26 protein-coding genes and 3 pseudogenes are annotated in these 23,977 nt (G+C 70.1%); 17 read left to right on the top strand and 12 right to left on the bottom strand.

Annotated elements, in window-relative coordinates; genetic code table 11:
- On the top strand, positions 1-251 hold a 251-nt coding region (locus JNW89_RS04890; protein ID WP_238447891.1), incomplete at its 5' end, for a WYL domain-containing protein.
- A gap of 34 nt (positions 252-285) precedes the next feature.
- On the opposite strand, the gene JNW89_RS04885 is transcribed toward JNW89_RS04890, so the two are convergent.
- Positions 286-522 (bottom strand): hypothetical protein, encoded by a 237-nt coding sequence (locus JNW89_RS04885; RefSeq protein WP_238447890.1) that lies wholly within the window; start codon positions 520-522, stop codon positions 286-288.
- Positions 523-661: 139 nt separating this feature from the next.
- Complete coding sequence (locus JNW89_RS04880) at positions 662-1,552, bottom strand: L,D-transpeptidase family protein (RefSeq protein WP_238447889.1); 891 nt, start codon at positions 1,550-1,552, stop codon at positions 662-664.
- A 181-nt stretch (positions 1,553-1,733) separates the two neighbouring features.
- Between JNW89_RS04880 and JNW89_RS04875 the strand changes: the two genes are divergently transcribed.
- The 3 genes and pseudogenes from JNW89_RS04875 to JNW89_RS04865 all read left to right on the top strand — a co-directional run.
- The gene (locus JNW89_RS04875) at positions 1,734-3,413 is read left to right on the top strand and encodes a DNA repair helicase XPB (protein ID WP_238447888.1); all 1,680 of its coding nucleotides are present in this window, start codon (positions 1,734-1,736) and stop codon (positions 3,411-3,413) included.
- Between the two features lie 150 nt (positions 3,414-3,563).
- Positions 3,564-4,562: a mechanosensitive ion channel family protein gene (locus JNW89_RS04870; protein ID WP_238447887.1), complete on the top strand. Its 999-nt coding sequence runs from the start codon at positions 3,564-3,566 to the stop codon at positions 4,560-4,562.
- Between the two features lie 44 nt (positions 4,563-4,606).
- Positions 4,607-5,326, top strand: a pseudogene (locus JNW89_RS04865) (helicase-related protein); the annotation flags it as partial.
- A gap of 285 nt (positions 5,327-5,611) precedes the next feature.
- Here the strand turns inward: JNW89_RS04865 and JNW89_RS04860 are convergent.
- The 3 genes from JNW89_RS04860 to JNW89_RS04850 form a co-directional block, all read right to left on the bottom strand.
- Positions 5,612-6,262 carry an RloB family protein gene (locus JNW89_RS04860; RefSeq protein ID WP_238447886.1) on the bottom strand — a complete coding sequence of 217 codons (651 nt, stop codon included), beginning with the start codon at positions 6,260-6,262 and terminating at the stop codon, positions 5,612-5,614.
- Positions 6,263-6,264: 2 nt separating this feature from the next.
- Positions 6,265-7,539: an ATP/GTP-binding protein gene (locus JNW89_RS04855; protein ID WP_238447885.1), complete on the bottom strand. Its 1,275-nt coding sequence runs from the start codon at positions 7,537-7,539 to the stop codon at positions 6,265-6,267.
- 590 nt (positions 7,540-8,129) lie between these two features.
- Positions 8,130-8,339 (bottom strand): winged helix-turn-helix domain-containing protein, encoded by a 210-nt coding sequence (locus JNW89_RS04850; RefSeq protein ID WP_238447884.1) that lies wholly within the window; start codon positions 8,337-8,339, stop codon positions 8,130-8,132.
- A 448-nt stretch (positions 8,340-8,787) separates the two neighbouring features.
- On the opposite strand from JNW89_RS04850, the gene JNW89_RS04845 reads away from it, so the two are divergent.
- Both JNW89_RS04845 and JNW89_RS04840 read left to right on the top strand, forming a co-directional pair.
- The gene (locus JNW89_RS04845; RefSeq protein WP_375155048.1) at positions 8,788-9,024 is read left to right on the top strand and encodes a DivIVA domain-containing protein; all 237 of its coding nucleotides are present in this window, start codon (positions 8,788-8,790) and stop codon (positions 9,022-9,024) included.
- A complete protein-coding gene (locus JNW89_RS04840) occupies positions 9,021-9,287 on the top strand; it encodes a hypothetical protein (RefSeq protein ID WP_238447883.1) in 267 nt (88 codons plus the stop codon). The genes JNW89_RS04845 and JNW89_RS04840 overlap by 4 nt, the downstream gene beginning before the upstream one ends.
- A 57-nt stretch (positions 9,288-9,344) precedes the next feature.
- On the opposite strand, the gene JNW89_RS04835 is transcribed toward JNW89_RS04840, so the two are convergent.
- The gene (locus JNW89_RS04835) at positions 9,345-10,151 is read right to left on the bottom strand and encodes a zinc metalloprotease (RefSeq protein ID WP_238447882.1); all 807 of its coding nucleotides are present in this window, start codon (positions 10,149-10,151) and stop codon (positions 9,345-9,347) included.
- A gap of 374 nt (positions 10,152-10,525) precedes the next feature.
- On the opposite strand from JNW89_RS04835, the gene JNW89_RS04830 reads away from it, so the two are divergent.
- Positions 10,526-10,990, top strand: coding sequence for a hypothetical protein (locus JNW89_RS04830; RefSeq protein WP_238447881.1), 465 nt, complete (start codon positions 10,526-10,528; stop codon positions 10,988-10,990).
- 21 nt (positions 10,991-11,011) lie between these two features.
- Here the strand turns inward: JNW89_RS04830 and JNW89_RS04825 are convergent, their stop codons facing one another.
- Positions 11,012-11,737, bottom strand: coding sequence for a TIGR03089 family protein (locus tag JNW89_RS04825; RefSeq protein ID WP_238447880.1), 726 nt, complete (start codon positions 11,735-11,737; stop codon positions 11,012-11,014).
- A 20-nt stretch (positions 11,738-11,757) separates the two neighbouring features.
- Positions 11,758-12,342: a TetR/AcrR family transcriptional regulator gene (locus tag JNW89_RS04820; protein ID WP_238447879.1), complete on the bottom strand. Its 585-nt coding sequence runs from the start codon at positions 12,340-12,342 to the stop codon at positions 11,758-11,760.
- An 88-nt stretch (positions 12,343-12,430) separates the two neighbouring features.
- On the opposite strand from JNW89_RS04820, the gene JNW89_RS04815 reads away from it, so the two are divergent.
- From JNW89_RS04815 to JNW89_RS04805, 3 genes are all read left to right on the top strand, one after another.
- Positions 12,431-12,802 (top strand): DUF4267 domain-containing protein, encoded by a 372-nt coding sequence (locus JNW89_RS04815; protein ID WP_238447878.1) that lies wholly within the window; start codon positions 12,431-12,433, stop codon positions 12,800-12,802.
- 40 nt (positions 12,803-12,842) lie between these two features.
- Positions 12,843-13,337: a cupin domain-containing protein gene (locus JNW89_RS04810; RefSeq protein ID WP_238447877.1), complete on the top strand. Its 495-nt coding sequence runs from the start codon at positions 12,843-12,845 to the stop codon at positions 13,335-13,337.
- 315 nt (positions 13,338-13,652) lie between these two features.
- Complete coding sequence (locus JNW89_RS04805; RefSeq protein WP_238447876.1) at positions 13,653-14,390, top strand: hypothetical protein; 738 nt, start codon at positions 13,653-13,655, stop codon at positions 14,388-14,390.
- Here JNW89_RS04805 and JNW89_RS04800 read toward each other — a convergent pair.
- Entirely contained in the window at positions 14,314-15,474 is a 1,161-nt protein-coding gene (locus tag JNW89_RS04800) for a hypothetical protein (protein WP_238447875.1), read from the bottom strand. The two genes, JNW89_RS04805 and JNW89_RS04800, sit on opposite strands and share 77 nt — an antisense overlap.
- A gap of 267 nt (positions 15,475-15,741) precedes the next feature.
- On the opposite strand from JNW89_RS04800, the gene JNW89_RS04795 reads away from it, so the two are divergent.
- The 3 genes from JNW89_RS04795 (at position 15,742) to JNW89_RS04785 (ending at position 18,515) form a co-directional block, all read left to right on the top strand.
- Entirely contained in the window at positions 15,742-16,323 is a 582-nt protein-coding gene (locus tag JNW89_RS04795) for a TetR/AcrR family transcriptional regulator (RefSeq protein ID WP_238447874.1), read from the top strand.
- A gap of 80 nt (positions 16,324-16,403) precedes the next feature.
- On the top strand, positions 16,404-17,492 hold the full coding sequence (locus JNW89_RS04790; RefSeq protein WP_238447873.1) for a Gfo/Idh/MocA family protein: 1,089 nt from the start codon (positions 16,404-16,406) through the stop codon (positions 17,490-17,492).
- 63 nt (positions 17,493-17,555) lie between these two features.
- On the top strand, positions 17,556-18,515 hold the full coding sequence (locus tag JNW89_RS04785) for an NADP-dependent oxidoreductase (protein WP_238447872.1): 960 nt from the start codon (positions 17,556-17,558) through the stop codon (positions 18,513-18,515).
- Between the two features lie 26 nt (positions 18,516-18,541).
- Here JNW89_RS04785 and ligD (JNW89_RS04780) read toward each other — a convergent pair whose 3' ends face one another.
- Both ligD (JNW89_RS04780) and ligD (JNW89_RS04775) read right to left on the bottom strand, forming a co-directional pair.
- Positions 18,542-19,456, bottom strand: coding sequence for a non-homologous end-joining DNA ligase (gene ligD, locus JNW89_RS04780; protein WP_238447871.1), 915 nt, complete (start codon positions 19,454-19,456; stop codon positions 18,542-18,544).
- Positions 19,446-20,386, bottom strand: a pseudogene (gene ligD, locus JNW89_RS04775) (non-homologous end-joining DNA ligase). Before ligD (JNW89_RS04775) ends, ligD (JNW89_RS04780) begins: the two are co-directional and overlap by 11 nt.
- 85 nt (positions 20,387-20,471) lie before the next feature.
- Here ligD (JNW89_RS04775) and JNW89_RS04770 point away from each other — a divergent pair.
- Positions 20,472-21,494: a Ku protein gene (locus JNW89_RS04770; RefSeq protein WP_238447870.1), complete on the top strand. Its 1,023-nt coding sequence runs from the start codon at positions 20,472-20,474 to the stop codon at positions 21,492-21,494.
- Between the two features lie 111 nt (positions 21,495-21,605).
- On the top strand, positions 21,606-22,178 hold the full coding sequence (locus JNW89_RS37975; protein WP_238447869.1) for a PASTA domain-containing protein: 573 nt from the start codon (positions 21,606-21,608) through the stop codon (positions 22,176-22,178).
- A 57-nt stretch (positions 22,179-22,235) separates the two neighbouring features.
- On the opposite strand, the gene JNW89_RS04760 is transcribed toward JNW89_RS37975, so the two are convergent.
- Positions 22,236-22,628 carry a PPOX class F420-dependent oxidoreductase gene (locus tag JNW89_RS04760; RefSeq protein WP_238447868.1) on the bottom strand — a complete coding sequence of 131 codons (393 nt, stop codon included), beginning with the start codon at positions 22,626-22,628 and terminating at the stop codon, positions 22,236-22,238.
- A 183-nt stretch (positions 22,629-22,811) separates the two neighbouring features.
- Here JNW89_RS04760 and JNW89_RS04755 point away from each other — a divergent pair, with 183 nt between their 5' ends.
- A complete protein-coding gene (locus JNW89_RS04755; protein WP_238447867.1) occupies positions 22,812-23,450 on the top strand; it encodes an FKBP-type peptidyl-prolyl cis-trans isomerase in 639 nt (212 codons plus the stop codon).
- Positions 23,451-23,593: 143 nt separating this feature from the next.
- Positions 23,594-23,977: pseudogene (locus tag JNW89_RS04750) on the top strand (hypothetical protein); the annotation flags it as partial.

Genomic DNA, 23,977 nt, shown 5'->3' with positions numbered 1-23,977 from the left:
AGCGCGGCCCGGGTGGCCGCGGCCCGATGCCGGCGCACAGCCACAGCGAGGCCCTGGCGGTGCTGCAACAGGCGGTACGGGACAAGGCGCTGGTCTGGGTCGGCTACGTCGACGCGCACGGGGCGACCGCGTCCCGGCTGCTCCGGCCGGTCTCGATCGGCGCCGGTTACCTGCGCGCCGAGGACGACCGGACGGAGATGCTGCACACCTTCGCGCTGCACCGGATCACCGCGGCGGTCCGGGAGGACTGAGCGGGCGCCGGAGCACTGCGAGGACCGGGCGCGGTCAGCGCCGGCTGCGGCGCACGGTGCCGATCACCGAGACGGCGAGCAGCAGCGCGAACGCGGCGCCGGCGGTTTCGCCGACCGAGGCGACGAAACCCTGCCGCTGCACCAGCCAGCCGAAGAGGAACCAGGCGACGAGGGCGAGCGCGGCGGCGGCGTAGCCGACCAGCGTCGCCGTGGAGACCCCGTCGGCCGCCGGCGGCTCGTCGTCGGTCGCCGTTTCCTGGTCGACGCTCATTGCCAGCCCTCCCCGCCCCGTCCGGCTCCCGCCCTCCAGGGTGGCATCCGGACGGTAACCCGCACAGGGGACAAAACCCTGAATCGCCGCCCCGGCAGGCGGACTGCCATGGGCGGCGATTCAGGTTCCGGAACGCGGCTCAGGTGCCGGGGCGGCGGCCGACCAGCGTCACCCGGGAACCGATCGCGCCGAGCTCATACCACCGGACCGCGTCGGTGTGCAGCAGGTTGACGCAGCCGTGCGAGCCGATCGAGGAGTTGTGCAGGTAGGTGGTGGTCTCGTGGAAGCCGATCCCGCCGTTGAAGCGCTGCCAGTAGGGCAGCCAGACGTCGTACGGGTCCGACCACTCCTTCAGCTTCCGAAGGTTGACCTTGTAGGTGCCGGCAGGCGTGGCGTAGCCGGCCATGCCGGTGCGGGTCACCGTCGGCTTGGCCACCACCTTGCCGTCGCGCATCACCCAGGTGGTCTGCTTGGTCAGGTCCACGCAGAAGGTGGTACCCGAGCCGGCGTTGCACCGGCTGGTGTCCGTGTTCGCCAGCCGCTTCGCCACGTCGTACGTGAGCGGGCCGGCCCGGCCGGCGGCCGGGCGGATGTCGTACCGCTGCTGGAACTTCTTGATCGCGGCGCAGTCGGCGTCGGACTGCCGGCCGTCGACGCTGACCTTCCCGAACCCGCCCAGCCGGGCGAGGTAGCCCTCCACCTCGCGCTGGTACTCCCCCTGCTCGCAGCGGGTCATGTTCTGCGGTGTCGGGTTGACGATCCGGCGGCCGCTCTCCGGCTTCGGCGGCGTGGTGACGCGCGGCGTCGTCGCCGCGGCCTTCAGCTTCGGGGCCGGCGTGGTCGGCTGGGTCCGCTGGTCGGGCGAGGAGGTGCCGCTCGCCCCCGTTACCTGTTCCGCATTGCCGACCGGGGCGAGCCCTCCTCCAGTGCCACCCGGATCGGCCTGCGGGTCGAGCGCGCACCCACCGGCGCCGACCAGCGTGACCACCGCCAGGGCGGCCATCCGGATGGTGAAACCTCTATGCCTCATTCAGCCCCTCCCGAATCTGCCGTCCCATTGAGTTGACGTTCGGCCGTTGGGAATGGTTGCGTCGTTTGGGCATTTTTCTGTGCGCCCTCGACCCCGTGCAACACTGGATGGTCGGCCTGCGGCGGGGTGTCCCTGCCGGTGACGGGTAGCCGACAAGCCCGGCCGAGGAGAGGACACTGGCGTGAGCGGTGGACCACTGATCGTGCAGTCCGACAAGACCCTGCTGCTGGAGATCGACCACCCCGACGCGCAGGCCTGCCGGATGGCGATCGCTCCCTTCGCCGAGCTGGAGCGCTCCCCGGAGCACGTGCACACCTACCGGCTCACCCCGCTGGGACTGTGGAACGCCCGGGCCGCCGGCCACGACGCCGAGGCCGTGGTGGACGCGCTGATCAAGTACTCCCGCTACCCGGTGCCGCACGCGCTGCTGGTCGACGTGGCCGAGACGATGGACCGGTACGGCCGGCTCCAGCTCGCCAACGACCCGGCGCACGGCCTGGTGCTGCGGGCGCTGGACCGGCTGGTGCTGATCGAGGTCGCCAAGAGCAAGAAGCTGGCCGGCATGCTCGGCAACAAGATCGACGACGACACCATCCAGGTGCACCCCTCCGAGCGCGGCCGGCTCAAGCAGGCGCTGCTCAAGCTGGGCTGGCCGGCGGAGGACCTGGCCGGCTACGTCGATGGGGAGGCGCACCCGATCGAGCTGGCCGAGGCCGGCAAGGACGGCCGCAAGCCGTGGACGCTGCGCTCGTACCAGCGGGAAGCCGTGGAGGCGTTCTGGGCCGGCGGGTCCGGCGTGGTCGTGCTCCCCTGCGGCGCGGGCAAGACGCTGGTCGGGGCGGCGGCGATGGCCGAGGCGAAGGCGACCACGCTGATCCTGGTCACCAACACCGTCGCCGGCCGGCAGTGGAAGCGGGAGCTGATCGCCCGCACCTCGCTGACCGAGGAGGAGATCGGCGAGTACTCCGGCGAGCGCAAGGAGATCCGCCCGGTCACCATCGCGACGTACCAGGTGCTCACCTCGCGGCGCGGCGGCGCGTTCACCCACCTGGACCTGTTCGGCGCCCGCGACTGGGGCCTGGTCGTCTACGACGAGGTCCACCTGCTGCCCGCGCCGATCTTCCGGTTCACCGCGGACCTCCAGGCCCGCCGCCGGCTGGGCCTCACGGCGACACTGGTACGCGAGGACGGCCGGGAGGGTGACGTGTTCAGCCTGATCGGCCCCAAGCGGTACGACGCGCCGTGGAAGGACATCGAGTCGCAGGGCTGGATCGCCCCGGCCCAGTGCACCGAGGTACGGGTGACGCTGACCGATGCCGAGCGGATGTCCTACGCGACGGCGGAGGCCGAGGAGCGCTACCGAATGGCAGCGACCGCCCGGACGAAGCTGCCGGTGGTGAAGGCGCTGGTCGACCGGCACCCGGATGAGCAGACCCTGGTGATCGGTGCGTACATCGACCAGCTGCACCAGCTCGGGGAGTACCTCAACGCGCCCATCATTCAAGGCTCGACCACCAACAAGGAGCGGGAACGGCTCTTCGACGCGTTCCGGTCCGGCTCGCTCCGCACCCTCGTCATCTCCAAGGTGGGGAACTTCTCCATCGACCTGCCGGAGGCGGCGGTGGCGATCCAGGTGTCGGGGACGTTCGGGTCGCGGCAGGAGGAGGCGCAGCGGCTGGGGCGAGTGCTGCGGCCGAAGGCCGACGGGCGGCAGGCGCACTTCTACACGGTGGTGTCGCGGGACACGATCGACACCGAGTACGCGGCGCACCGGCAACGGTTCCTGGCGGAGCAGGGGTACGCGTACACGATTGTGGACGCCGACGACGTCCTCGGTCCGAAGCTCCCCAGCGTGGACTGAGGGGCAGTATGCCGCCGAACCGGCGATCCGGTGACGCGCGCCATGCTCTGCCTCGATGCTCCCGGGAACCCTTGCATCCACGTCGGTTAGTCGTTGTCGCCCTGGGTATTCCCTTCTGTGGGCATCCCAGGACTGTCCGGGGCGCTGGTCGTGGCGGCTGCCGTCGCCGCGGGTTGGCTCGTCGGCTGGCTCATTGGCGTAGCCATCAAGAAGGTGGCGAGGGAGCCCTACCGGTCGTTGTTGATGCCGACCTATCGCGCCTGCCGCCTGCTGACAATTCTCGTCCTGGTACTCATTGCGCTGTACTTCACACTGCAATACACCGGCCTGCCCAATGATTGGTTGCCCCACGGCCGCAACGCGCTGCGCCTGTTATTGGTCCTTGCACTCGCTTGGTTGGTGGCCAAGGTGCTGCGCGTCACCGAGGCGGGAACCCTGCTACACCTCCCCCTGCACAGCAAGGATCCGTCCATCCGGCGGACCCGCAATGAGATCCGGCTGCTCCGCAAGCTGGCCGGGGCTACCGTCGCAGTGCTGGCGATCGGCTGGGCCCTGACAACCTTCGACACCCTGCGGGCATTCGGCGTATCCCTGCTGACGTCCGCCGCAGTCCTCGGCGTCATCGTCGGCCTCGCCGCCCGGAACACGCTCGGCAACGTCCTCGCCGGACTCCAGGTGGTTGTCGCCCACGCCATGCAGGAAGACGACGTCGTCGTGGTGAACAACGAGTGGGGCCGCATCGAGGCGGTAAACCTCACCCACGTCGTCATACGGATGTGGGATGAACGGCGGCTGACCCTACCCACCACCTACTTCACCGAACGCCCTTTCCAAAACCTGACCCGACACGACGCCCGGGTGATCAGCGAAGTCACCCTGCAGTTGGACTTCACCGCCGATTTGAACGAGCTGCGCAGCGAGGCGCAGCGCCTCTTGGAGGCGAACCCCCTGTGGGAACGCGACAACAAATGGCAACTACAGATGGTCGACGTAACACCGCAAACAGTCGCCGTCCAGCTACGCGCCTGGGCCGCAGACTCACCCGGCGCCTGGAACCTCGCCTGCGAAATGCGGGAGGCCCTCACCACGTACGTCCGGGACCGACACCCGCAGTGGCTCCCACGCACCCGAGGCGAGTACCACCCGTAATGCCCCCGCCCGGGACGGCCGCAGGCCGGATGCGGCAGCAGCGCCGAGCCCGCCGCCGGCTAGGGCTGACGGCGACGCTGTTCCGCGAGGACGGCCGGGAGGGCGACGTGTTCAGCCTGATCGGCCCCAAGCGGTACGACGCGCCGTGGAAGGACATCGAGTCGCAGGGCTGGATCGCCCCGGCCGAGTGCACCGAGGTACGGGTGACGCTGACCGACGCCGAGCGGATGTCCTACGCGACGGCGGAGGCCGAGGAGCGCTACCGGATGGCGGCGACCGCCCGGACGAAGCTGCCGGTGGTGAAGGCGCTGGTGGACCGGCACCCGGGCGAGCAGACCCTGGTGATCGGTGCGTACATCGACCAGCTGCACCAGCTCGGGGAGTACCTGGACGCGTCGATCGTGCAGGGCTCGACCACCAACAAGGAGCGGGAACGGCTCTTCGACGCGTTCCGCTCCGGCGAGTTGCGCACCCTCGTGATCTCCAAGGTGGGGAACTTCTCCATCGACCTGCCGGAGGCGGCGGTGGCGATCCAGGTGTCGGGGACGTTCGGGTCGCGGCAGGAGGAGGCGCAGCGGCTGGGGCGAGTGCTGCGGCCGAAGGCCGACGGGCGGCAGGCGCACTTCTACACGGTGGTGTCGCGGGACACGATCGACACCGAGTACGCGGCGCACCGGCAACGGTTCCTGGCGGAGCAGGGGTACGCGTACACGATCGTGGACGCGGACGACGTGCTGGGGCCGGAGCTCCCGAGCGTGGACTGAAGCTGACCGGCCGATGCCAGGCGGTATCCCTGCAGTCCGGCGTCTTGTAAACGAGGACGTGCAGTAGCCGATCTACCGGTCGGACTCAGCCTGCAGGACCGTCTACCGTCAGGTCCGCCGAGTCGATCTACACGCTCCCACTTCACGGGTCCTCCCAGTCGATGCACGGCCGGCTGACCGTGCCAGCAACTTCGGTGGAAGCTCCACCTGGTCTCCCTTTTGGGACTGGACTGTACGGTCTAATAGCCGGCGAGGAGATCCTGACGCGGGCCTGCAAGTTGACTGTTAGCTGTTTCCGGACGAGGGCGGGGCGGTCGCGGCAATAAGCCTATGCATGCCGGAGGATGGATTGTTGTGGGGGAAGTAGGTTCCGTTTCTCTCATGTCGGTTGTCCAAAGCGATGGCACGGCGCGCAGCGACCGCTCTCTTCGGCATGTAGGTAGCTGCTACCAATCCCTTGTCGGCTTGGCCGTCATGCCCACGGCGGCGTCTACGAGCTCCATCGTTATCGAGCCATGCCCCGCAGGCCTCGAAGTGCAGGATCAGCCAAAGCTCGAAACATGGGTTCGATATGGCAAGCTGAATATCATGCCGCCGAGCCAACGCGATGGCTTCTTGAAGTCCGGGGTGGTTCTCTGGCCACTCCACATCGAAGACGCACCAGAACTCGTCAACCTCACCTTCCTCTCGCTGCGCCCTTTCGCGTGCCGCAACAGCCATTCGAACCAACGTCAGCGGCACCGATCCTCCTCCCTGAGTCTCAATTCTTAGGTCAACAGCAGCAACCTCGCGAACCTCGGGCTCCCGTCGCAACGCTTCTAAGTACTCTGGCTCCGTTCGCTGACCTTCGCAGAAGACTGCGAGCGTTTTGCGTGGCGTACGTACACCCACCTTGCGCCTCAAAGGGCGAGGCCTTTTCTGAAGGGGTCGGCCCATCACTAATCCTTCACGGCAAGGCCGAGCGCGCGCCGCAGGATGTGTTGATCAAACTCGGGAACGGCGCCGAATCGGCCCTGCAGATATGCCTTTTCTAGGTTCAACGATCGGCGCACCTTGTCCCCTCCGTATTCGGCTAGGGCTGTGAGCGTTGTCGCTCCGTCATCCCCCTTCTCTGTCAGCCACACCTCATCGCGGTTCAGGTGATTCAAGAGGCTAGTGTCGTGGGTAGTGAAGATGAGTTGCGCTCCTCGAGGATTTGTCTCGGGATCCTGGAAAAGCTCCAGCAACCTGGCAGAGAGCCTTGGGTGAAGGCTGGCATCAATCTCATCAAATAGCAGCGTTTGGCCGGTACGCAGCGCGTGCACGGTTGGCCCGATCAGTCTAAACCAAGTTTGAGTGCCCTCTGATTCTTCGATCATGTCGAAAGGTAGTTGCTGGTCTGCTACCCGGTGCATGAGACGCAGATAACGGCGTCCTTCCGGAGATACGGAAGAATCTCCTCTCTCATCTACAACTTGGACCTCGTCAATCCCGAGATCGGCATAGCGGAGTAGGTCTAAGGCCGCTTCCCGGTCAATAAGGCGGTCGTTTTCTAGATCGTTGAACAGCGCCAGTTGATCAGTGTCTGCGGCAGGGTAAAACATTCGTTCCGTAGAATGACTGAAGAAAAATCGCCGTCGCCCTCCGGGCCTTCGGCGAGCGCCTAGAATGCCAATGTTCGCTAGGGAGCGGCCGAAGTATCCAACCTCGGGCTCATCGAACCTCATTGCGGCAGAGAGCGCCAGAGTTGTTGGGGTTAGCAACTCACGAGTTCCAGAAAGGGTTCCCAAACCCCGACGTAGGTGAATGTCCATCCCTTCTCGCCTCAAGAGTGTCCGCGGTCGCCGCTCTGGGTAGCTATGCAGCGCTTCGAATATGACGGAGGAGTCGTCTACGACGAGCTCGTAAGCGTACCGAACCCCTCTCACCATCATTTCCACCACATACGAGGACGGCTCGTACGGGCCATGACCAAACTTAAACGGCTCTCGGGGAATGGTTTCCGCCCACTGCCTCAGCGATGTTCCGACAGCGGAGGATAGCCACGCCAAGGACTCTAGGACGTTGGACTTGCCTGAGGCGTTGGGGCCGTAGATACCGGCTACCGTCAGAACACTCTCCGAGAGCAGGTCGAACTTCCGCGCGGCGGGCCTATCCTCGTCCACGGCAATCATCGATAGTTCCACCGGCTGCATGATCGAGCGGTGGTTGGAGACCTCGAACCGCAAGAGCATGGCTTGTCTCCTTACGCCTGAACTGCATGCTGAAACCACTCTACGTCAAGGACCGACGAAAACTAGCCTCCAGTTGCACGTCCGCAACACTTGATCTCTCGGCCTGGCGTCGGCTTGGCTGCAAGGCGTCGAGCGGACACGCGGCCACACGGGGCCAACGCGCGGCCCCGGGCGACGACACAGCACCGGAACCGGAGCGGCGAATGGGGCCGGAGGCAGCCGTGCTGACCGACTGGGAGGTTCGGAGGGCTAGGACTAGGCCTTCAAACTCGAGCCCAGACGACAGGAGGAGCCAACTTTAAGGAGCGCGAAGGAGGGGCCACAGCAGACGTGCCAGAAACAGCAACGGACGCAGGCGCAGACGTCCCGACGCGGCCTGGTAGCGCGATGAAGGCCGAACGAACTATCTCGCACGCTCTCGCGAAGCTTACGGATCAAGCCAATCTCGCGATCCGATGGCAGTACAGCCTTCCATGCCGTGCCCCGGGTCGCCGCCACTACAAGGCGGACGGCGCATCGCAGGTATGCGATGCGGGGACGCGGCAGAATGCGCTCCCTCCTGCGGGGCGAGTCACCGGTAGGTCGCCAAATTAGCGCCGGGTGGACTCTGCGACGAAGACGCCACGACCCGGGCGGCCGACCAGCACGCCCTGCTCCCGTAACGTCGCGATCGCCCGCTGAATCGTCGAGTGCGAGACGTCGTAGGAGTCGGCGAGCGCGCGACCTGCGGGCAACTGGCTGCCCGGCGGATAGGTTCCGTCCTTGATCTTGCTTCGCAGGTCGTCTAGCAGCTCGTCCATGGTGGGCGGAATAGGCACGATGCGGCCCCTTGCAGTCGGTTGGCCCACCCAGTATTGATCCACGCCCTCGACGTAGGCAATGCATCCGCTGAAAGAGGTGACGGTGGTGACATAGCTGATGGTGATGATGGTTCAGTAGAAGAGGTTGGCTGGGTACTTGACGTAGGTGATGCTGCATCGGTAGCGTCGCTCTCGGTGATGCGGTGCTGCTGCGGTCGGTTGGCGCCTCTCGTACCGGTCTCGCATCGCCGCCGAGACCTCACCCTCCCGCGCTCCCCCGGCGCGGCCCTGCCGTCGCACCATCACACCAAGGCGGCAGGGCGGGGCGTCTCCGCCGACCGCAACCGGCGGAGACCGCCCCCTCCACTTCGACGCGACCCGACGAAGGGCGGTCCCCGTGCGCGACCTGATCCGTCGGCTGGTGAGCCGACGCGAGGAAAGACCACCGATGGCAGAAGCCAACCAGAGACAACCCCTCCGGCCCTGGCAGATCCGTGAGCGGTGCTTCAACGTCCGCCGCCACGGCCTCGACCCCGTCGAGATCCGCGCCTTCCTGCACCGCGTCGCCGACGAACTCACCGTCGCGCAGACCGCCCTGGTCGCGGTGCAGGAGGAGAACGTACGGATCAAGAACGCGCTGCGCGCCTGGCAGAGCGCCCAGTCGGCAAACCGCCGCTACCGATGAGCGACCGCTGGGTGATCCACCTGCCGGTCACCGCACCCGACCTGCTCCGGGCCCGGATCCTCGCCCGGACCGCCGCCCGCGTGCTGGCCCGGCTCAGCGCCCGCGTCGAGCCCGGCGGGGTGACCGTCTCGGCCGAGGACCAGCAGGGCGTACGCCACTGGGTCTTCTGCGACCGGCGACTGCCCGGCGGCGGCCGGTGTGCCCTGCCGGCCGATCACACCGCGCCCTGCTCACGGCGCGCGCCCTGGCTCAACCGACGATGAGGAGAAACGCAAAGGGGCTGGCGGGACATAGCCCGCCAGCCCCTGACAAGGAACGCGTCAGCCGAGGCCGCCGGCCCGGAACGCGACCCAGGCGTCGCTCATCCGGTCCGCCTGTCCGGCGGTGAACATGTTCATGCAGGAGTCCTGCGTGTAGTCCATGAAGTTGTGGATCGGGTCCAGCCCGGGTGCGGTGCAGGTGTCCGCGCCGACCGGGCAGTTGAACTGCGGGTGCGCTTCACGCGGGGTGTCCGCGACGAAGTCGCCGGAGGCGGAGCAGCCGTGCGCGAAGGTGTGCTCCAGCATCAGCCAGTGCCCGACCTCGTGCGTCAGCGTGTCACCCAGCGCGTATTTGCCGGCGGTGCCGCCCGGCATCGACTCATCGAGCATCACCACGCCGTCGATGTAGTCGCGGCCGTTGTTGTAGCCCTTCGGGAAGTACGCCCAGCCGAGCAGCCCGCCGCCGATGTTGGCCGCGTACACGTTCAGGGTGCGGGAGTCGCCGGTGTACAGCGCCTTCTTCATGTCCCGCTCGTTCTTGCCCGGCACGACGGTGTACCAGTCGCTGTTCACCGTCCAGGTCGTGTTCACCAGGTCGAACCGGAACGGCGTGTTGGCGGCGTTCGCCGCGGTACGGCCGGCGAACGAGTCGTTGAGGACCGTCATCTGGTCCGCGATCATGGTGTTGAACCGGGTCGTCTCCGCCGCGCTGAGCGGGTGGTCGGAGACCATGTGGAAGACCGTGGGAATGGTGACGCTGCCGTTGGCCAGGCGCGGCGAGTCCTTGATGACGCCGTAGGCGTTCGCCTCGTTCTTCGAGTACAGCTCCGGCTCCTGGGCCGTGGCGCCCTCGGCGACGCGGGCCACGCTGTGCGCCTCAGCTCCGGGCGCACAGGCCGCGGCACCCGGCGAGGTGGTCGCGGGCGCTGCCGAGGCGACCGCCCCGGAAGCCCCGCCGGCCCCCAGGAAGGTGGCGGCGGTGGCGGTCAGGACCGCCAGTTGGAAAGCCGATCTTCTTCTGCGCATCGTTGCCCTTTCACATACGGGGGATGAGCCACGTCAGCGGCAGGGACGAGGGTCACCGGGATACGGGACCGACATCGTCGTTACGCCATAACAACACGTCAGCGGTGTGAACAACAGACCACGAGCGGGTCGATTGCCGGACGGCAAGGGCCGGTTTCGCAGCGGTCGGGCCGACGACGCTTCCCGGCTCGCCCGCCGCGGCCTACGGTCGGCGGATGGTCCTCTCCGACGTCGCCGGGTCCTGGGTCGGCAGCAACGGCTTCCGACTCATGCCCGCTGATCCGCTCGCCGAGTCTCCCGCCACGATGACCGTGACGATGGCCGCCGGCGGTCACCTGACCTCGGTCGCGTACACCTGGCAGCACCCGGACGACGGACCTCAGGACGGCCTGCTCGTCATCGCCGCCGCCGGTGAGGACGGCTCGCTCACGGCCCTGTGGGGTGACTCCTGGCATCAGCAGCCGGTGCCGATGTCGTTGCCCGGCGGGCCGGGAGCGGGCGGAGCGATCGAGTTCGAGAGCGACTACGGCGGAGGTTGGCGCTGGCGGATCGTGATCGACGCCGCCGACACCACGGCCCTGCGGATGCGGATGGAGAACGCGATCCCCGCCGAGCACGCCACGGCCCGCGAGCCCGCCGGGCCGTACCCGGTGATGCTCATGGAGGTACGTCGCGCCTGACGCGGCTCGACCGCGCGAGGCTCAGAGCACGTGGGTGACCCGTTCGGCGGCGAGCCGATCGGCGGCCAGGTTGCGGTGGATGACCACGGACGCGCCGACCGACAGCGGGGCGAGCAGCCACTTCAGCGGTTGCTCGTGCTCGCCCGCGTCGACCAGAAGGCGGTCCCCCGCCCGCAGGCCGAGTTGGGAGGCGACCTCGTGCGCCAGTGCGCCCCACTCGCCGTAGCTGGTGCCGTCCGGGGTGGCCGGGTCGGCGGCCCGGACAGCGTGGTGGTCGGGCGGGGTGGCCGGGTGCCGCAGCACCTCGGCGGACCAGTCGAGCCAGCCCACCGGCACCTCGGTCAGCGACCGGGGCGCGGTGCCGACGAGGTAGCGGTGCGTCCCCTCGGGTACGTCCTCCAGCCAGTCGTCGAGGCGTTCCGGGGTCACGAACACCGCGTCGTACGGCCGGTCGGCGCCCGGTTCGAGGACCGGCAGCCCGGCGGTGGCGCGGGGCCGGTACGACACCGCCAGCCCGACCGACCAGGCCCCGAGCAGCACCGCGGCGGTACGCCAGTGCGGCGGCAGCAGCACCGCGACCCGGTCGCCGGGGCACAGCCCGCAGCCGTCCCGGAGCAGCCCCGCGCTGCGGGCGGCCCACGCGCCCACCTGCTGCGCCGTGAGGTCGGTGCGCTCGCCGGTCGCCCCGTCGAGGTAGCTGAGCAGCGGCTCGTCGGTCGCGACGGCGACGGGTGCGTGGTCGGCCATCGGATGCCCCTCCCTGACGGTCAGCTCACCCTAGCGGGGGCGAACCGGTCCACTAGGAGGGCCAGCCGCCGCTCGTGTTCCTCCCGCCGGAGCCGGCCGTTGCGCATCAGGGTGACCAGGCCGTGCAGTCCACTCCAGAAGGTCTCGGTGAACGTCTCCAGGTCGTCGTCACCCGCGAACGGGCGCAGGGTCTCGGCCAGCTCGGCGAAGGCGCGGGCCAGCTCGACCGGGGTGTCCTGGCTGGCGAAGGAGAGGTCGTTGGGGAGGTTGAATATCGCGTCGTAGAGCGCGGGTCGACGTTCGGCGAACGCGGCGTACGCGGTGGCGATGCCGGCCACCGCCTGCCGCGGGTCGGTCGCGGCGGCCCGGGCGGCGGCGAGTTCGACGGCCAGATCGCCGCAGCCTTCCACGGCGACGGCCGCCATGATGGCGTCCTTGCCCTTGAAGTGGCTGTAGAGGACGGGCTGGCTGTACTCGATCTCCGCGGCGAGCCGGCGGGTGGTCACCGCGTCCCAGCCCTCCGACTCGGCCAACTCCCGCGCCGCGGCGATGATCGCCCGCTCCCGTTCCGCTCGCTCCCGCTCGCGCCGCGCCTGAATCGACATGACCAGAACTCTAGCACCGCTAGCCATTCTGCCGACGCTCTGCTAGCTTCGCTCTCAGACCTAGCGCCGCTAGAAAACGGAGTCGAACATGCTCAGCACCGTCGCCTACGGGCTCGCCGTCGTCCTCAGCCTCTTCTGTGTCTTCATCGGCGCTCGGTTCCTCCTGGCACCCCGGGCCTCTGCCGCCGGCTACGGCGTCCCCGCCAAACCGGACGGCGACCCCGCCTACCTCACGATCAAGGGTCTGCGTGACCTCAGCTACGGCCTGCTCGGGCTCGCTCTGATCGCCTTCACCAGCGCCGACGCCGTCGCCTGGTACATGCTGATCGTCGCGCTCAACCCGTTGGGAGACACCGTCGTCGTGCTGCGGCACGGCGGCACGAAGGCCGTCGCCTTCGGCATCCACTTCGCCACCGCCATGGTCGTCCTGCTCGACGCCGCCCTGCTCTTCGCCCTCTGACGCGACCCGACCGATCCGACCCGACGACAGGAGTCCAGCAATGTCCCTGATCACGCCCGACTTCGACCGGTCCGTCATCGTCCGCGACGCCGACGCCGAGGTGGTCGGGCGGGCCCCCACCACGATCCGCCTGCTCGCCGACAGCAGCGCCACCGGAGGGGCGCTCTCCACCCAGCGGGTCACCCTGACCGACGGCGCGGACGGCGCCCGGCCGCACCACCACGGCACCTCCGCCGAGCTGTTCTACCTGCTCGACGGCACCGCGCAGCTGCTCTCCGGCGAGCAGGTCGTCACCGCCGAGCGCGGCGACCTGGTGATCGTGCCGCCCGGCGTGGCGCACGCGTTCGCCGCCGCACCGGGCGAGAACGCCGACATCCTCATCGTCATCACGCCGGGCGTCGAGCGGTTCGAGTACTTCCGGCACCTCGAGCGGATCGCCTACGGAAAGGTGCCGCCGGAGAGCCTGCTGGAGGTGCAGGAGCTGTACGACACGTACTTTCGCAGCAGCGCCGCTTGGGACGCCGCCCGTCGCTGATCGACGACCACCTGGCCGGCCGACTGATCCGGCGGGCCGTCGACGGCTCGGCCTCCTGGCGTCGCTCCACCGCGTCCACCGCCGGCCACCTCGCCGTGCGGACCAGGAAGGGCCGGCTGGGGCGGCCCGTGGGCCGCCCCAGCCGGGTCACGTCAGGGCAGCGGGGAAGGGCGGTACCTGGTCGATCCCTTGGCGGTGTACACGGTCACCGTGAGGCGGTCGACCTCGCCGCCCTCCGGACCCGGCCCACCAGCCGGACTTCGCCCGGCCCACTACACTCGCGGCCACATCCGCTCTGGAATTGGGGCAGTCGAAATGGGCGAGCTGTTGTCGACAGTCGTGCAGATCGTCGGCTCGTATCTCACCAGGATGCTCGACCGGCGGGCGGTGTCCCGGGACGCGAAGGTCGCCGCCGAACTGATGGCCGTCGTCCTGGCCCTCCAAGAGGTGTGCCTCACCGGGCACCGGATCCTCGCCCTCGCCGGCACGATCGTCTCGGGCACCGCGCGACCCGACGACCTGACCGAGTTCGCCGCCGCGCTCCGCCGCCAGTCCACCCTGGTCGATCAGCTCAGGAGCCGGATCGAGGCCGCGCGCCCGCTGCTCGCCACCGTCGAGGTGGAGTTCGCCCTCAACGTGGCGCCGTTCCTCGACGCGAAGTCGGGGCTGCTGACCCGCTGGCAGCAGCAGGCGGCCATGAGTCAGTTCTCCACCACCACGCTGCTCTTCCTGCCCGCCGAGAGCGTCACCCGCGCCGTGGCGGCGAGCCGGCCCCGCCCCGACGCCGCCTCGCCCGACCTGGACCGGACCGATTTCGTGCTGGTGGTGGCCGACGAGGTGCGCGGCGTACGCCGGCGGGAGGTACGGGACATCCGCACCGCCACCGACGCCGAGCGCGATCCGGTGCTGCGGGACATCGAACAGGCCCGAGCCAGGCTGGAGACCGCGACGCAGCTCTGCGCCGGGTTGCTCACGGCTACTCGGGAGACCGTGGGGCCGGAGGCGTTCGCCCAGTTGCGGCGGGACCTGGCGGGCCGGGAGCTTCGCCACTGAGCCCGCCCGACCGGCGCAGCTCCGGGTCGCGGGGATAGCCGCCGTACCGGGCCAGCGCGTACGAACCGAGGCCCGTGGCCAGGAGGCTGAGCGAGGCCATGCCGAGCTCCCGGCTGAGTTCCTCCGCGTTGAACATGAGTCGCTGGAACAGCCCGGTGCCCCTCGCCTGGTCGGTGAGTCGGATCTCGTCGAGCGACGCGCGCCGCTCCGGGAAGGAGAACCGCAGTCCGAGCAGGGCGTGCAGGGTGCCGGCCGGCGCGATCCGCAGGTCGACGGCGCAGCCGCCGTCGGGGTAGAGCGAAACCTCGAACCGGGCCTCCGGCAGACCCGCCGAGATCAGCTCCCGGAACCGGCGCGGCGGGATCGGCACCCAGCGCCGCCACGACGCGACGAACTCCTCGTCCGCCCGGGCCACCGTCATCACCGGCTCCAGCGCCGTCAGATCGGCGATCGTCATGGCGTCGATCTCGGCCCGGAGATCCCGCGCCGGGGATGGCGCCGGGTGGAGCAGTCGTACCCCACCGGCCTCCGCCAGCAGCCCGTCCCACTCCCGGTCCGGTCGGAACCGCCCGAGGCAGAAGTCGTCGCCCAGTTCGGCGGCGAGGTGTTGCCACCAGGCCGCCGCGCGGACCGGTCGCAGCCCGAAGCGCATGGCGCCGACGATGAAGCAGCGGTGCAGCACGAGGGTGGCGCTGACGGCATTCACGTCGACCATCGGCCCGTCCAGGGCGCGCGCCGCGCCGACGGCGTCACGTTCCATCTCCGTGTACGCGACGAGCGGCGGCGCATCCGTGATCCGCACCGGGATGGCGCTGTCGAGCTGTGAGGCGGGGTCGACCGGCGCCCACACCACGTCATCGTTCAGGACGATCAGTGGCAGCAGTTCGTCGTCCTGCTGCACGACGAGTTCCAGGGCCTGATCGCCGCGCGGCGAGAAGATCTGCCGGGCCCGGAGGACCGCGTCGGGGTGCAACCGTAGGGCGTCGTCGATGGCCGGCACGGCGACGTGCAGCTCGGCTCCGTCCGCCCGGACCTGGAGCGCCGGCAGGGTGCGCAGGGCGGCTACGAGTTCATCGCTGTCCATGAGCGACTGTAGCTGAGCGTCGACGCGCGAGGATGCCACGGAGGCGGGCGCTGCCGGCGGCCGTCGGGCCGCGGGCAGCTCGTCGCCGGCGGGAAGGAAGCTAAGTCACCGGCCGCGCTGGTCGATCCCATCCCCTGCGTCACCGGTGTACGCAAAGCGGGCTGCCGTCCGGGTTCCCGGTGATGGTGGCGATCGCGCGGCCTCTCGCCGGGGTGAGCCGGTGCACAATTCTTTGGCGAACGTTCCAGTTAGCCGTACGGTGGGCGCATGGCACGTACCCGGGAGTTCGACCTTGATGCGGCGGTGGCCGCAGCCATGGAGGCGTTTCGGCGCCACGGCTACGAGGGCACCTCGATCCGCGACCTGAGCGAGGCGACCGGCTTGGGCAGCGGCTCGATCTATGCCGCCTTCGGCAGCAAGGAAGGGCTCTACCTGGCCGCGCTCGACCTCTACCGGCAGCGGTACGCGACGCCCCTCATCGACATGCTGCACTCGGGCAACGACGCCCGGGAGGTGATCCGCGAGGTTTTCGTCGCCGCGGTGGATGAGATTGCCCGGGACGGGGAACACCGGGCATGCCTGATCGTCAGCGCCACGGTCGAGCGGGCCCGCGACGACCTGCGGGTCGCCGAGCGGCTCCGGTCGACGACCCGGTCGCTGGAGTCCGCCCTCTTCGACGTGCTCGCCGATGGACAGCTGCGCGGTCAGATCCCCACCGGGCACAGTGCCACCGACCTCGCCACCTTCCTGGTCACCAGCCTTCAGGGCCTGCGGGTGATGGGCGGGATCAACGCCGACCGGGCGACCCTGATGCGTTCCGCCGAGGTCGCGCTGAGCTGCCTGGACTGACCGGTTCTCAGGCCGTTCGGGCCCTTTGTCGTACCTGAATTCTGTAACGTTCAATCAAGATAAGTACCGGAGGAACAAGGATGAAACCGACAGGTGTAGGCATCATCGGGCCCGGCGCGTGGGCATCGATCTCGCACCTCCCGGCGATCGCGGCGTCGCCGTCGTTCGAGCTGCGTGCGGTCAGCACCTCCCGGCGTAGCTCGGCGCAGGCTGCGGCGACCAGGTACGGGGTGCCCGGATACGACGACCACCGCGACCTCATCAACCACCCCGGCGTAGACCTGGTGGTCGTCACGGTGCAGGTCACCCAGCACTTCGAGCTGATCTCGGCGGCGCTCGAGGCGGGCAAGATGGTCTACAGCGAGTGGCCGCTCGCCAACGGTCTGGCCGAAGCCGAGCGCCTCGCCGAACTGGCCCGCCAGGCCGGCGTCCGTACCGTGGTCGGGCTTCAGGGACGCTACGCCCCCGAGGTCCAGCACGCCCGCGACCTGGTCCGCGACGGATACGTCGGCGAGGTGCTCGGCACCACCCTGGTCGGCTCCGGCATGGTCTGGGGCGGGGTGGCCAACCGCAGCCAGGCCTACTGGTTCGACAACGCCAACGGCGCCACCCCGCTCACCTCCGCCACGCTGCACGCCCTCGACCCGGTGCACTTCGTACTCGGCGAGTTCGACAAGGTCGCGGCCAACCTCGTGGTGGCGCGCAAGGAGACGACCATCGCCGAGGACGGCACCAGGATCCCCGTCACGGTGCCCGACCAGGTCGCCCTGATCGGCACGCTCACCTCCGGCGCGGCCGCCTCGGTCTTCTACCGGGGCGGCGCGTCGCGCGGCGACAACCTCCGGTGGGAGATCAACGGCAGCGACGGCGACCTCGTCCTGACCTCGGACTGGGGCAACATGCAGGTCGCCCAGCTCACCCTCGCCGGTGGCCGCGGCGCGGACACCACCGCCACCACCATCGAAGTCCCCGCGTCCTACTCGGACGGGATTCCCGCGGATCTGGCCCGGACCCCGGCCGGAAGCGTCGCGCGGCTCTACGCGCAGTTGGCCCGCGACCTGGCCGACGGCACCCACACCGTGCCCGACTTCGCGCACGCCCTCAAGCGGCACCGCTTCATCGACGCCGTCGAGCGCTCCTCGGCCACCGGCATCGCCCAATCCCTGTAGTGACCAACCGGCGGCCGGCGCCCCGGCGCGCCGGCCGCCTCCGGATGATTTGGAGCCAATGACATGAGAGCGACAGGGCTGCTACGGCACGGCGGACCAGATGTACTGGAGGTCGTCGAGCGGCCGACCCCGCACGCGGGACCGGGCGAGGTCCGGATCCGGGTACGTGCCGCGGCCGTCAACCCCGCCGACACCCTGATCCGGGCTGGCGTCACGCCCATCCGGCAACGCGGAACGGAGCCGGTCATCCCCGGCCTGGACGTGGCCGGCACCATCGACGAGATCGGCCCCGGCACCGACACCCGCCTCGCCGTCGGCGACCGGGTGATGGCCATGGTCAACCCCACCCGCCCGGCCGGCGGCGGCTATGCCGAGTGGGTCGTGCTTCCCGAGTCGTGGGTCGTCCCGGCACCGGCCGGGGCGAGTCACGCCGAGGCGAGCACCCTCCCGATGAACGGGCTCACCGCCCTGCACGCCCTTGACCAGCTACGCCTGACCCCGGGCAGCACGCTCGCCGTCACCGGTGCGGCCGGGGCGGTCGGTGGCTACGCCGTACAACTGGCCAAGGCCGCCGGACACCGCGTGCTGGCTGACGCCGCCCCACGGGACGCTGATCTCGTCGCGTCGTTGGGCGCCGACGGCGTCGTCGCCCGCGGACCCGGGGTCGCCGATCGATTCCGCGCGCTCACCCCCGACGGCGTCGACGCGGTCGTCGACGCCGCGGTCATCGGCGCCCCGCTGCTCACGGCCATCCGCCGCGGCGGCTCCCTGGCCTACGTACGCGGCGGGCCGGAGCACCCGGCGTTCGAGCGGGCGGCCGCGGCGCGCGGCGTGGCCCTGGTCTATGCCTACGTGCACGACTACGACGGGCGACGCGACAAGCTCGACCTGCTCCGCCGGCTCGCCGACGAAGGACGGCTCAGCCTCCGGGTCGCCGACACCTTCCCGCCGGAGCACGCGGCGCAGGCCCACCGGCTCCTGGCGGCCGGCGGCGTCCGGGGACGACTCGTCATCCGGTTCTAAGCTCGGTGGCGATCCGGTCGAAGAGGTCAGCGGCCGGGCAGCTCCGGGCCGCCCTCCAACAGCGGGGCGAGCAGGTCGCCCTGCTTCTCCACCCGCTTGAGCACCTCGGTCGCCGTGTACGGCTTCGTCGCCGGCCGCTTCCCGGCCGCCCCCGCCTCCACCTCGTCCCAGGTCAGCGGCGTCGACGCCGACGGCACCGACTGGGCCCGCAGCGAGTACGGCGCCACCGTCGTCTTCGCCGCGTTGTTCTGACTCCAGTCGATGAAGACCTTCCCCGGCCGCAGGTTCTTCGCCATCTTCGACACGATCAGCTTGGGATGCGCCTTCTCCAACTCCTGCGCGATCCGCCGCGCGTACGCCGACACGTCATCGGCGTCCTGCGTCCCGGCAATGGGGCAGCAGAGCTGCAGGCCCTTCTTCCCCGAGGTTTTCGGGTAGGAGGCCACCCCGTCGTCGGCCAGCCGGTCGCGCATCAGCAGCGCCACCTGGCAGCACTGCCGCAGCGCCGCCGGCGCGCCCGGGTCCAGGTCGACGACCATCATGTCCGGGTGCTCGCCGATCTTCCACTGCGGCGTGTGCAGCTCCAGCGCGGCGAGGTTGGCCAGCCAGACCAGGGTGGGCAGGTCGTCGGCGACCACGTAGTCGATGGTCTCCCGGCCCTTGCTCGACCCCGGGGCGGGCAGCGTCTCGGTGCGTACCCACTCGGGGGTCGCGGCCGGGGCGTTCTTCTCGAAGAACGAGCCGCCGGTGACCCCGTTGGGGAAGCGGATCCGGGTCAGCGCGCGGTCGGCCAGGTGCGGCAGCAGCACCGGGGCGATCCGGGTGTAGTAGTCGATCACCTCGCCCTTGGTGAACCCTGCCTCGGGATAGAGCACCTTGTCCAGGTTGGACAGGTCCAGCGTGCGCCCCTCGACCTCCACCCGGAACCGCTCAGCCGGCATCGTCGACCTCCTCCGGTGGCTTGTCCGGCCGCAGTCGCAGCACCCGGGGGAACCGCAGCCGCCCGTCGGGCGTGCGCTGGCCGTACTTGACCTCCACCACGACCCGGGGTGTTACCCAGATCGCGCCCCGGGCATCCTCGCGCGGCACGTCACCCGAGAACGGCGACGCCGCCCCGCGCAGCGCTCCAGCTCGCGCAGCAGCTCCCGCTCCAGCGCCGCGCCGATCCCGCCGCCGACCCGCCCCCGGTAGATCAGCCGCCCGTCCGGCCCGGGCACCCCCACCAGCAGCCCGCCGATCTTTCGCGCGCCGGGCCGCCAGCCGCCGACCACGAAGTCGCCGGTCACCTCCAGCTTGACCTTGAGCCAGTCGGGCGAGCGCACCCCGGCCCGGTAGACCGAGTCGACCCGCTTGGCCATCACCCCCTCCAGGCCGTGCTCGCCGGCCGCCTCGTAGGTGGCCGCGCCGTCGGAGAAGGTCGGGGGCACCGCCCACCGGGCCGCGCCGAGCCCGAGCGCCTCCAGGGCCGCCCGCCGCTGCAGGTAGGAGCGGCCGGTCAGGTCCTCGCCGCGCAGCCGGAGCAGGTCGAAGATCATGTACGTCACCGGGGCCGCCGCCGCGAGCCGGGCCGCCTTCGCCGGGTCCCGGACGTGCATCCGCTCGGCCAGCGCGGTGAACGAGGGCTGCCCGGTCTGGTTGAGCAGCACCACCTCGCCGTCGAGCAGCGCGTCGTCGACCTGCTCGGCCAGGGGGATCAGCTCGGGGTACGCGGCGGTGATCTCCACGCCGCTGCGGGCGTACATGTGCTGCCGGCCGCCGGTGATGTCGGCCAGCGCCCGGACGCCGTCCCACTTGAACTCGTATGCCCAGCCGTCATCCACCGGGAGCGGCCCGGTCATCGCGAGCATCGGCTTCAGCGGCGCGCCGGGCACCTTTCGACTGTAGTTGCACAGCGAAGAGCGTGCGCCCCGTTCGATCGTTTGCGATCCTGGTCAGAACCGGGGAGAGGAGCGCGTCATGCGGGCGATCTGGAAGGGGGCGGTGTCCTTCGGGCTGGTGTCGATCGGAGTGAAGCTCTACTCGGCCACCGAGGAGAAGGACATCCGCTTCCACCAGGTGCACCGGGCCGACGGCGGCCGGATCCGCTACAAGCGCACCTGCCAGGTCTGCGGCGAGGAGGTCACCTACGACGACATCGCCAAGGGCTACGACCTGGGCGGCGGCGAGATGGTGATCCTGACCGACGAGGACTTCGCGGAACTGCCGCTGACCAGCTCGCGGGCGATCGACGTGCTGGAGTTCGTCCCGGCCGAGCAGGTCGACCCGATCCTCTACAACAAGGCGTACTTCCTGGAGCCGGAGGGCTCGGCGACCAAGCCGTACGTGCTGCTGCGGGACGCGCTCGCCGACTCGGAGCGGGTGGCGATCGTCAAGGTGGCGCTGCGCCAGCGCGAACAGTTGGCCACCCTGCGGGTCCGCGAGGGCGTGCTGCTGCTCAACACGATGCTCTGGCCCGACGAGGTGCGTACCCCCGACTTCGGCTTCCTGGACGAGGACCTGAAGGTCCGTCCCCCGGAGCTGGCGATGGCCAGCTCACTGATCGACTCGATGGCCGGCACGTTCGAGCCGGACGCCTTCACCGACGACTACCGGGCGGCGTTGCAGGAGGTCATCGACGCCAAGGTCGAGGGGCGGGAGGTGGTGCAGCCGGAGGAGGTAGAGGCCGCGCCGGCCGCCGCGGTGGACCTGATGGCGGCGCTGAAGGCCTCGGTCGAGCGGGCCCGGTCCGCCCGGGGCGAGCAGCCAGCCGCTGGCGCGGGTGAGCCGACGCCGATCTCGTCGGCCCGTTCCGCGCAGAAGGCGGCGAAGGCGGCGAAGAAGGCGGCCCCGGCGAAGAAGGCGGCGGAGAAGAAGGCCGCCGCCAAGAAGGCGGAGCCGGCGAAGAAGACCGCCGCGAAGAAGACCGCCGAGAAGAAGGCCGCCAAGGCGCCGGCGAAGAAGGCGGCCGCGAAGAAGGCCGCGCCCCGCAAGACCGCCTGAGCTGCGATGAGGTCCTGGCCGGTCGTGTGAGCCGCGACCTGACGCCCTAGCTGATCTTGATTAGCCGAGTGGCCGGTGCAGATAGTTGCTTGAGGCAGCAGAATTCGCCTCGTGACAAACGAACCACCCACCACTCCCTGGCCGGCCCACCAACCACCGCCCGCCGCACCCCCGGGCCCGGCGTTCCTGGCGGCTCCGCCCCCTCCGGCCAAGCGCAAGCTCGGCAAGGGCGCGATCGCAGGCATCGCCGTCGGCGCCGTCGTGTTGTGCTGCTGCGGCCTGGGCGGCATCGGCGCCGTCTTCGGTGACGACGACAAGCCGGCCGCGCAGGCCAGCCCGTCCGCTCAAGCGGTGGCCGAACGTGTCGTTCCCTCGATCGTCCCGACGACGGCCGCGCCGACCACGGCCGCCCCGTCCCCCAGCGCGGTCGTCACCACGGCGCCGGCCCCACCGCCCGCTCCCACCACGGTCGTCATGCCGAATCTCGTCGGGATGAACGCCGCCGTCGCTCAGGACAAGCTCCAGCAGCTCGGCCTGACGAAGATCCAGCTCGGCAGCCAGGACGAGAACGACACGGTCGTGCTGCTGGCGGCGAACTGGACGGTGACCAAGCAGTCCCACCGCAAGGGCACCAAGGTCACACTCGACGAACTGGTCGTGCTGACCTGCACCAAGCAGCACTGACGGCGGCCACCTGACCGCCGGCCCGGTGGCCGGCGGTCAGCCACGGTGGCCGGCGGGTCAGCCGCGGCCGAGCTTCTGGGTGGGGGTGATCCGGACGATCACCCGCTCCTCGCCCGGCTGCCGGAACGGGTAGGTGTCCTGCCCGAGGTACTTCTTCGCCATCCGGTCGATGTGCTCGTCGGCACCCTCGGTGACCAGCTCGGCGGTGCCCTTCACCCAGAGGGTGCGGAAGTCGTCGGCCTTGTCCACCACCGAGACCGCCACCATCGGGTTGCGCTCGATGTTGTTGTACTTCTGCCGCCCCCGGGCCGTGTTGAACACGATGTGCTCGCCGTCGGTGTCCACCCACACCGGGGTGACGTGCGGAGTGCCGTCGGCCTCGACGGTGGCCACGTGGGCCAGCTGGGGTTCGGAGAGCAGGGCCAGGTCTTCGTCGGTGAGGATCGCCATGGTCCAGAACCTACCGCCGGAAGCACTCCGGCACCCGGACGAACCGGGATGACGGGACAGGCGCGGGACGGCGGGTGGGAGAGCGGGCGGGCGACGGGACACCGGCGGCATCGATCCAGGTACCGTGTGCGCTGGCCGCGGGTCGTCGGGCCGGTCCACCCACACCAGCAGGGAGTCGAGGACGTGAGCGAGCGTACGCAGAACCGGTCGGCGGGCCAGGGCCCGGAGACGAAGGCGCAGCGGCGGCTGGCCGCCCAGCTCGCGGCGCAGAAGGCCGCCGAGGCGAAGAAGCGCCGGCAGGCCTGGCTGGGGGCGCTCGCCGGCCTCGCGGTGATCGCGGTGATCGTCGGGGTGTTCGTGGTGACCCGCGGCGGTGACGACGACCCGAAGCCGGCCGCCTCGCCCGCCGGCTGCCCGGGCGGCTTCCCGACCCTGCCCGACGGCGCCGACCGGGCGCTCTGCACCAAGCCGCCGGCCGGCAAGGGCGAGGGCGAGCTCAGCGGCCTGAAGGCCACCCCGCTGATCCGGGGCGCCGGCGCCGCCGCCCAGAGCGGCCAGCAGATCACCGTGAACTACGTCGGGGTGTCGTACCGGACCGGCGAGGAGTTCGACGCCTCCTGGAAGCGCTCGGAGCCGTTCTCCTTCATGCTCGGCCAGGGCAACGTGATCCCGGGCTGGGACCAGGGCCTGCAGGGGCAGACCGTCGGCAGCCGGGTGCAGCTCGACATCCCGGCCGACCTCGCGTACGGCGACAAGCCGCAGCGCCCGGGCGCGCCGTCCGGCCCGCTGCGCTTCGTCGTCGACGTGCTGGCGGTGCAGTAGCCCACAGAGGTCTTCCCGGCTGTCACCTACGCGCAGTAGGTTCGGGGTCACCGTGGGCGGTCCGTACCGCGTCACGGTGACCCCTCACCATCGTGGAGGTGCGCGTGCCGGCGCTGGACGATCCCGGGCGGACCGCTCGGCTCATGTGGACGCATTTCGAACCGGTCCACGCGGTCACCTACTTCCATCCGCGCGCCCGCGCCGCGTACGAGGCGGTCGGGCTGCGCGGCTACTGGCGGGGCTACTTCGCCGGCCGGGCCGCCCCGTTCGGGCCCACCGAGGCGGCGCCGGTGATCGCGGCGTTCTTCACCTTCGCGCCGCCGATGGTGAGCCGGGCGCTGCCGGCGGTCTGGCGGCTGGCCACCCCGCAGGAGGCGCTGCGGGCCCGGCTGACCGGCGCGGTGCAGGCCCTCGCCGAGCTGACCTACGAGCTGCCCGAGGCGCACCTGACCGAGGCCGCCGACCTGCTGGAGGAGGCGGCCGCGGCGGTGGAGCCCGCCGGCCGGGTGCTCGGCGCGGCCAACGCC

The organism is Micromonospora sp. 4G55, assembly GCF_016803375.1.
Note: the sequence above shows the minus strand (reverse complement) of the source record. Positions and strands in the feature narration are given on the sequence as shown.

Coding starts and splice junctions, on each gene's coding strand:
- JNW89_RS04885 (WP_238447890.1), bottom strand. CDS start 522: ATGAGCGTCGACCAGGAAACGGCGACCGACGACGAGCCGCCGGCGGCC.
- JNW89_RS04880 (WP_238447889.1), bottom strand. CDS start 1,552: ATGAGGCATAGAGGTTTCACCATCCGGATGGCCGCCCTGGCGGTGGTC.
- JNW89_RS04860 (WP_238447886.1), bottom strand. CDS start 6,262: ATGGGCCGACCCCTTCAGAAAAGGCCTCGCCCTTTGAGGCGCAAGGTG.
- JNW89_RS04855 (WP_238447885.1), bottom strand. CDS start 7,539: ATGCTCTTGCGGTTCGAGGTCTCCAACCACCGCTCGATCATGCAGCCG.
- JNW89_RS04850 (WP_238447884.1), bottom strand. CDS start 8,339: ATGGACGAGCTGCTAGACGACCTGCGAAGCAAGATCAAGGACGGAACC.
- JNW89_RS04845 (WP_375155048.1), top strand. CDS start 8,788: ATGGCAGAAGCCAACCAGAGACAACCCCTCCGGCCCTGGCAGATCCGT.
- JNW89_RS04840 (WP_238447883.1), top strand. CDS start 9,021: ATGAGCGACCGCTGGGTGATCCACCTGCCGGTCACCGCACCCGACCTG.
- JNW89_RS04830 (WP_238447881.1), top strand. CDS start 10,526: ATGGTCCTCTCCGACGTCGCCGGGTCCTGGGTCGGCAGCAACGGCTTC.
- JNW89_RS04825 (WP_238447880.1), bottom strand. CDS start 11,737: ATGGCCGACCACGCACCCGTCGCCGTCGCGACCGACGAGCCGCTGCTC.
- JNW89_RS04820 (WP_238447879.1), bottom strand. CDS start 12,342: ATGTCGATTCAGGCGCGGCGCGAGCGGGAGCGAGCGGAACGGGAGCGG.
- JNW89_RS04815 (WP_238447878.1), top strand. CDS start 12,431: ATGCTCAGCACCGTCGCCTACGGGCTCGCCGTCGTCCTCAGCCTCTTC.
- JNW89_RS04810 (WP_238447877.1), top strand. CDS start 12,843: ATGTCCCTGATCACGCCCGACTTCGACCGGTCCGTCATCGTCCGCGAC.
- JNW89_RS04805 (WP_238447876.1), top strand. CDS start 13,653: ATGGGCGAGCTGTTGTCGACAGTCGTGCAGATCGTCGGCTCGTATCTC.
- JNW89_RS04800 (WP_238447875.1), bottom strand. CDS start 15,474: ATGGACAGCGATGAACTCGTAGCCGCCCTGCGCACCCTGCCGGCGCTC.
- JNW89_RS04795 (WP_238447874.1), top strand. CDS start 15,742: ATGGCACGTACCCGGGAGTTCGACCTTGATGCGGCGGTGGCCGCAGCC.
- JNW89_RS04790 (WP_238447873.1), top strand. CDS start 16,404: ATGAAACCGACAGGTGTAGGCATCATCGGGCCCGGCGCGTGGGCATCG.
- JNW89_RS04785 (WP_238447872.1), top strand. CDS start 17,556: ATGAGAGCGACAGGGCTGCTACGGCACGGCGGACCAGATGTACTGGAG.
- ligD (WP_238447871.1), bottom strand. CDS start 19,456: ATGCCGGCTGAGCGGTTCCGGGTGGAGGTCGAGGGGCGCACGCTGGAC.
- JNW89_RS04770 (WP_238447870.1), top strand. CDS start 20,472: ATGCGGGCGATCTGGAAGGGGGCGGTGTCCTTCGGGCTGGTGTCGATC.
- JNW89_RS04760 (WP_238447868.1), bottom strand. CDS start 22,628: ATGGCGATCCTCACCGACGAAGACCTGGCCCTGCTCTCCGAACCCCAG.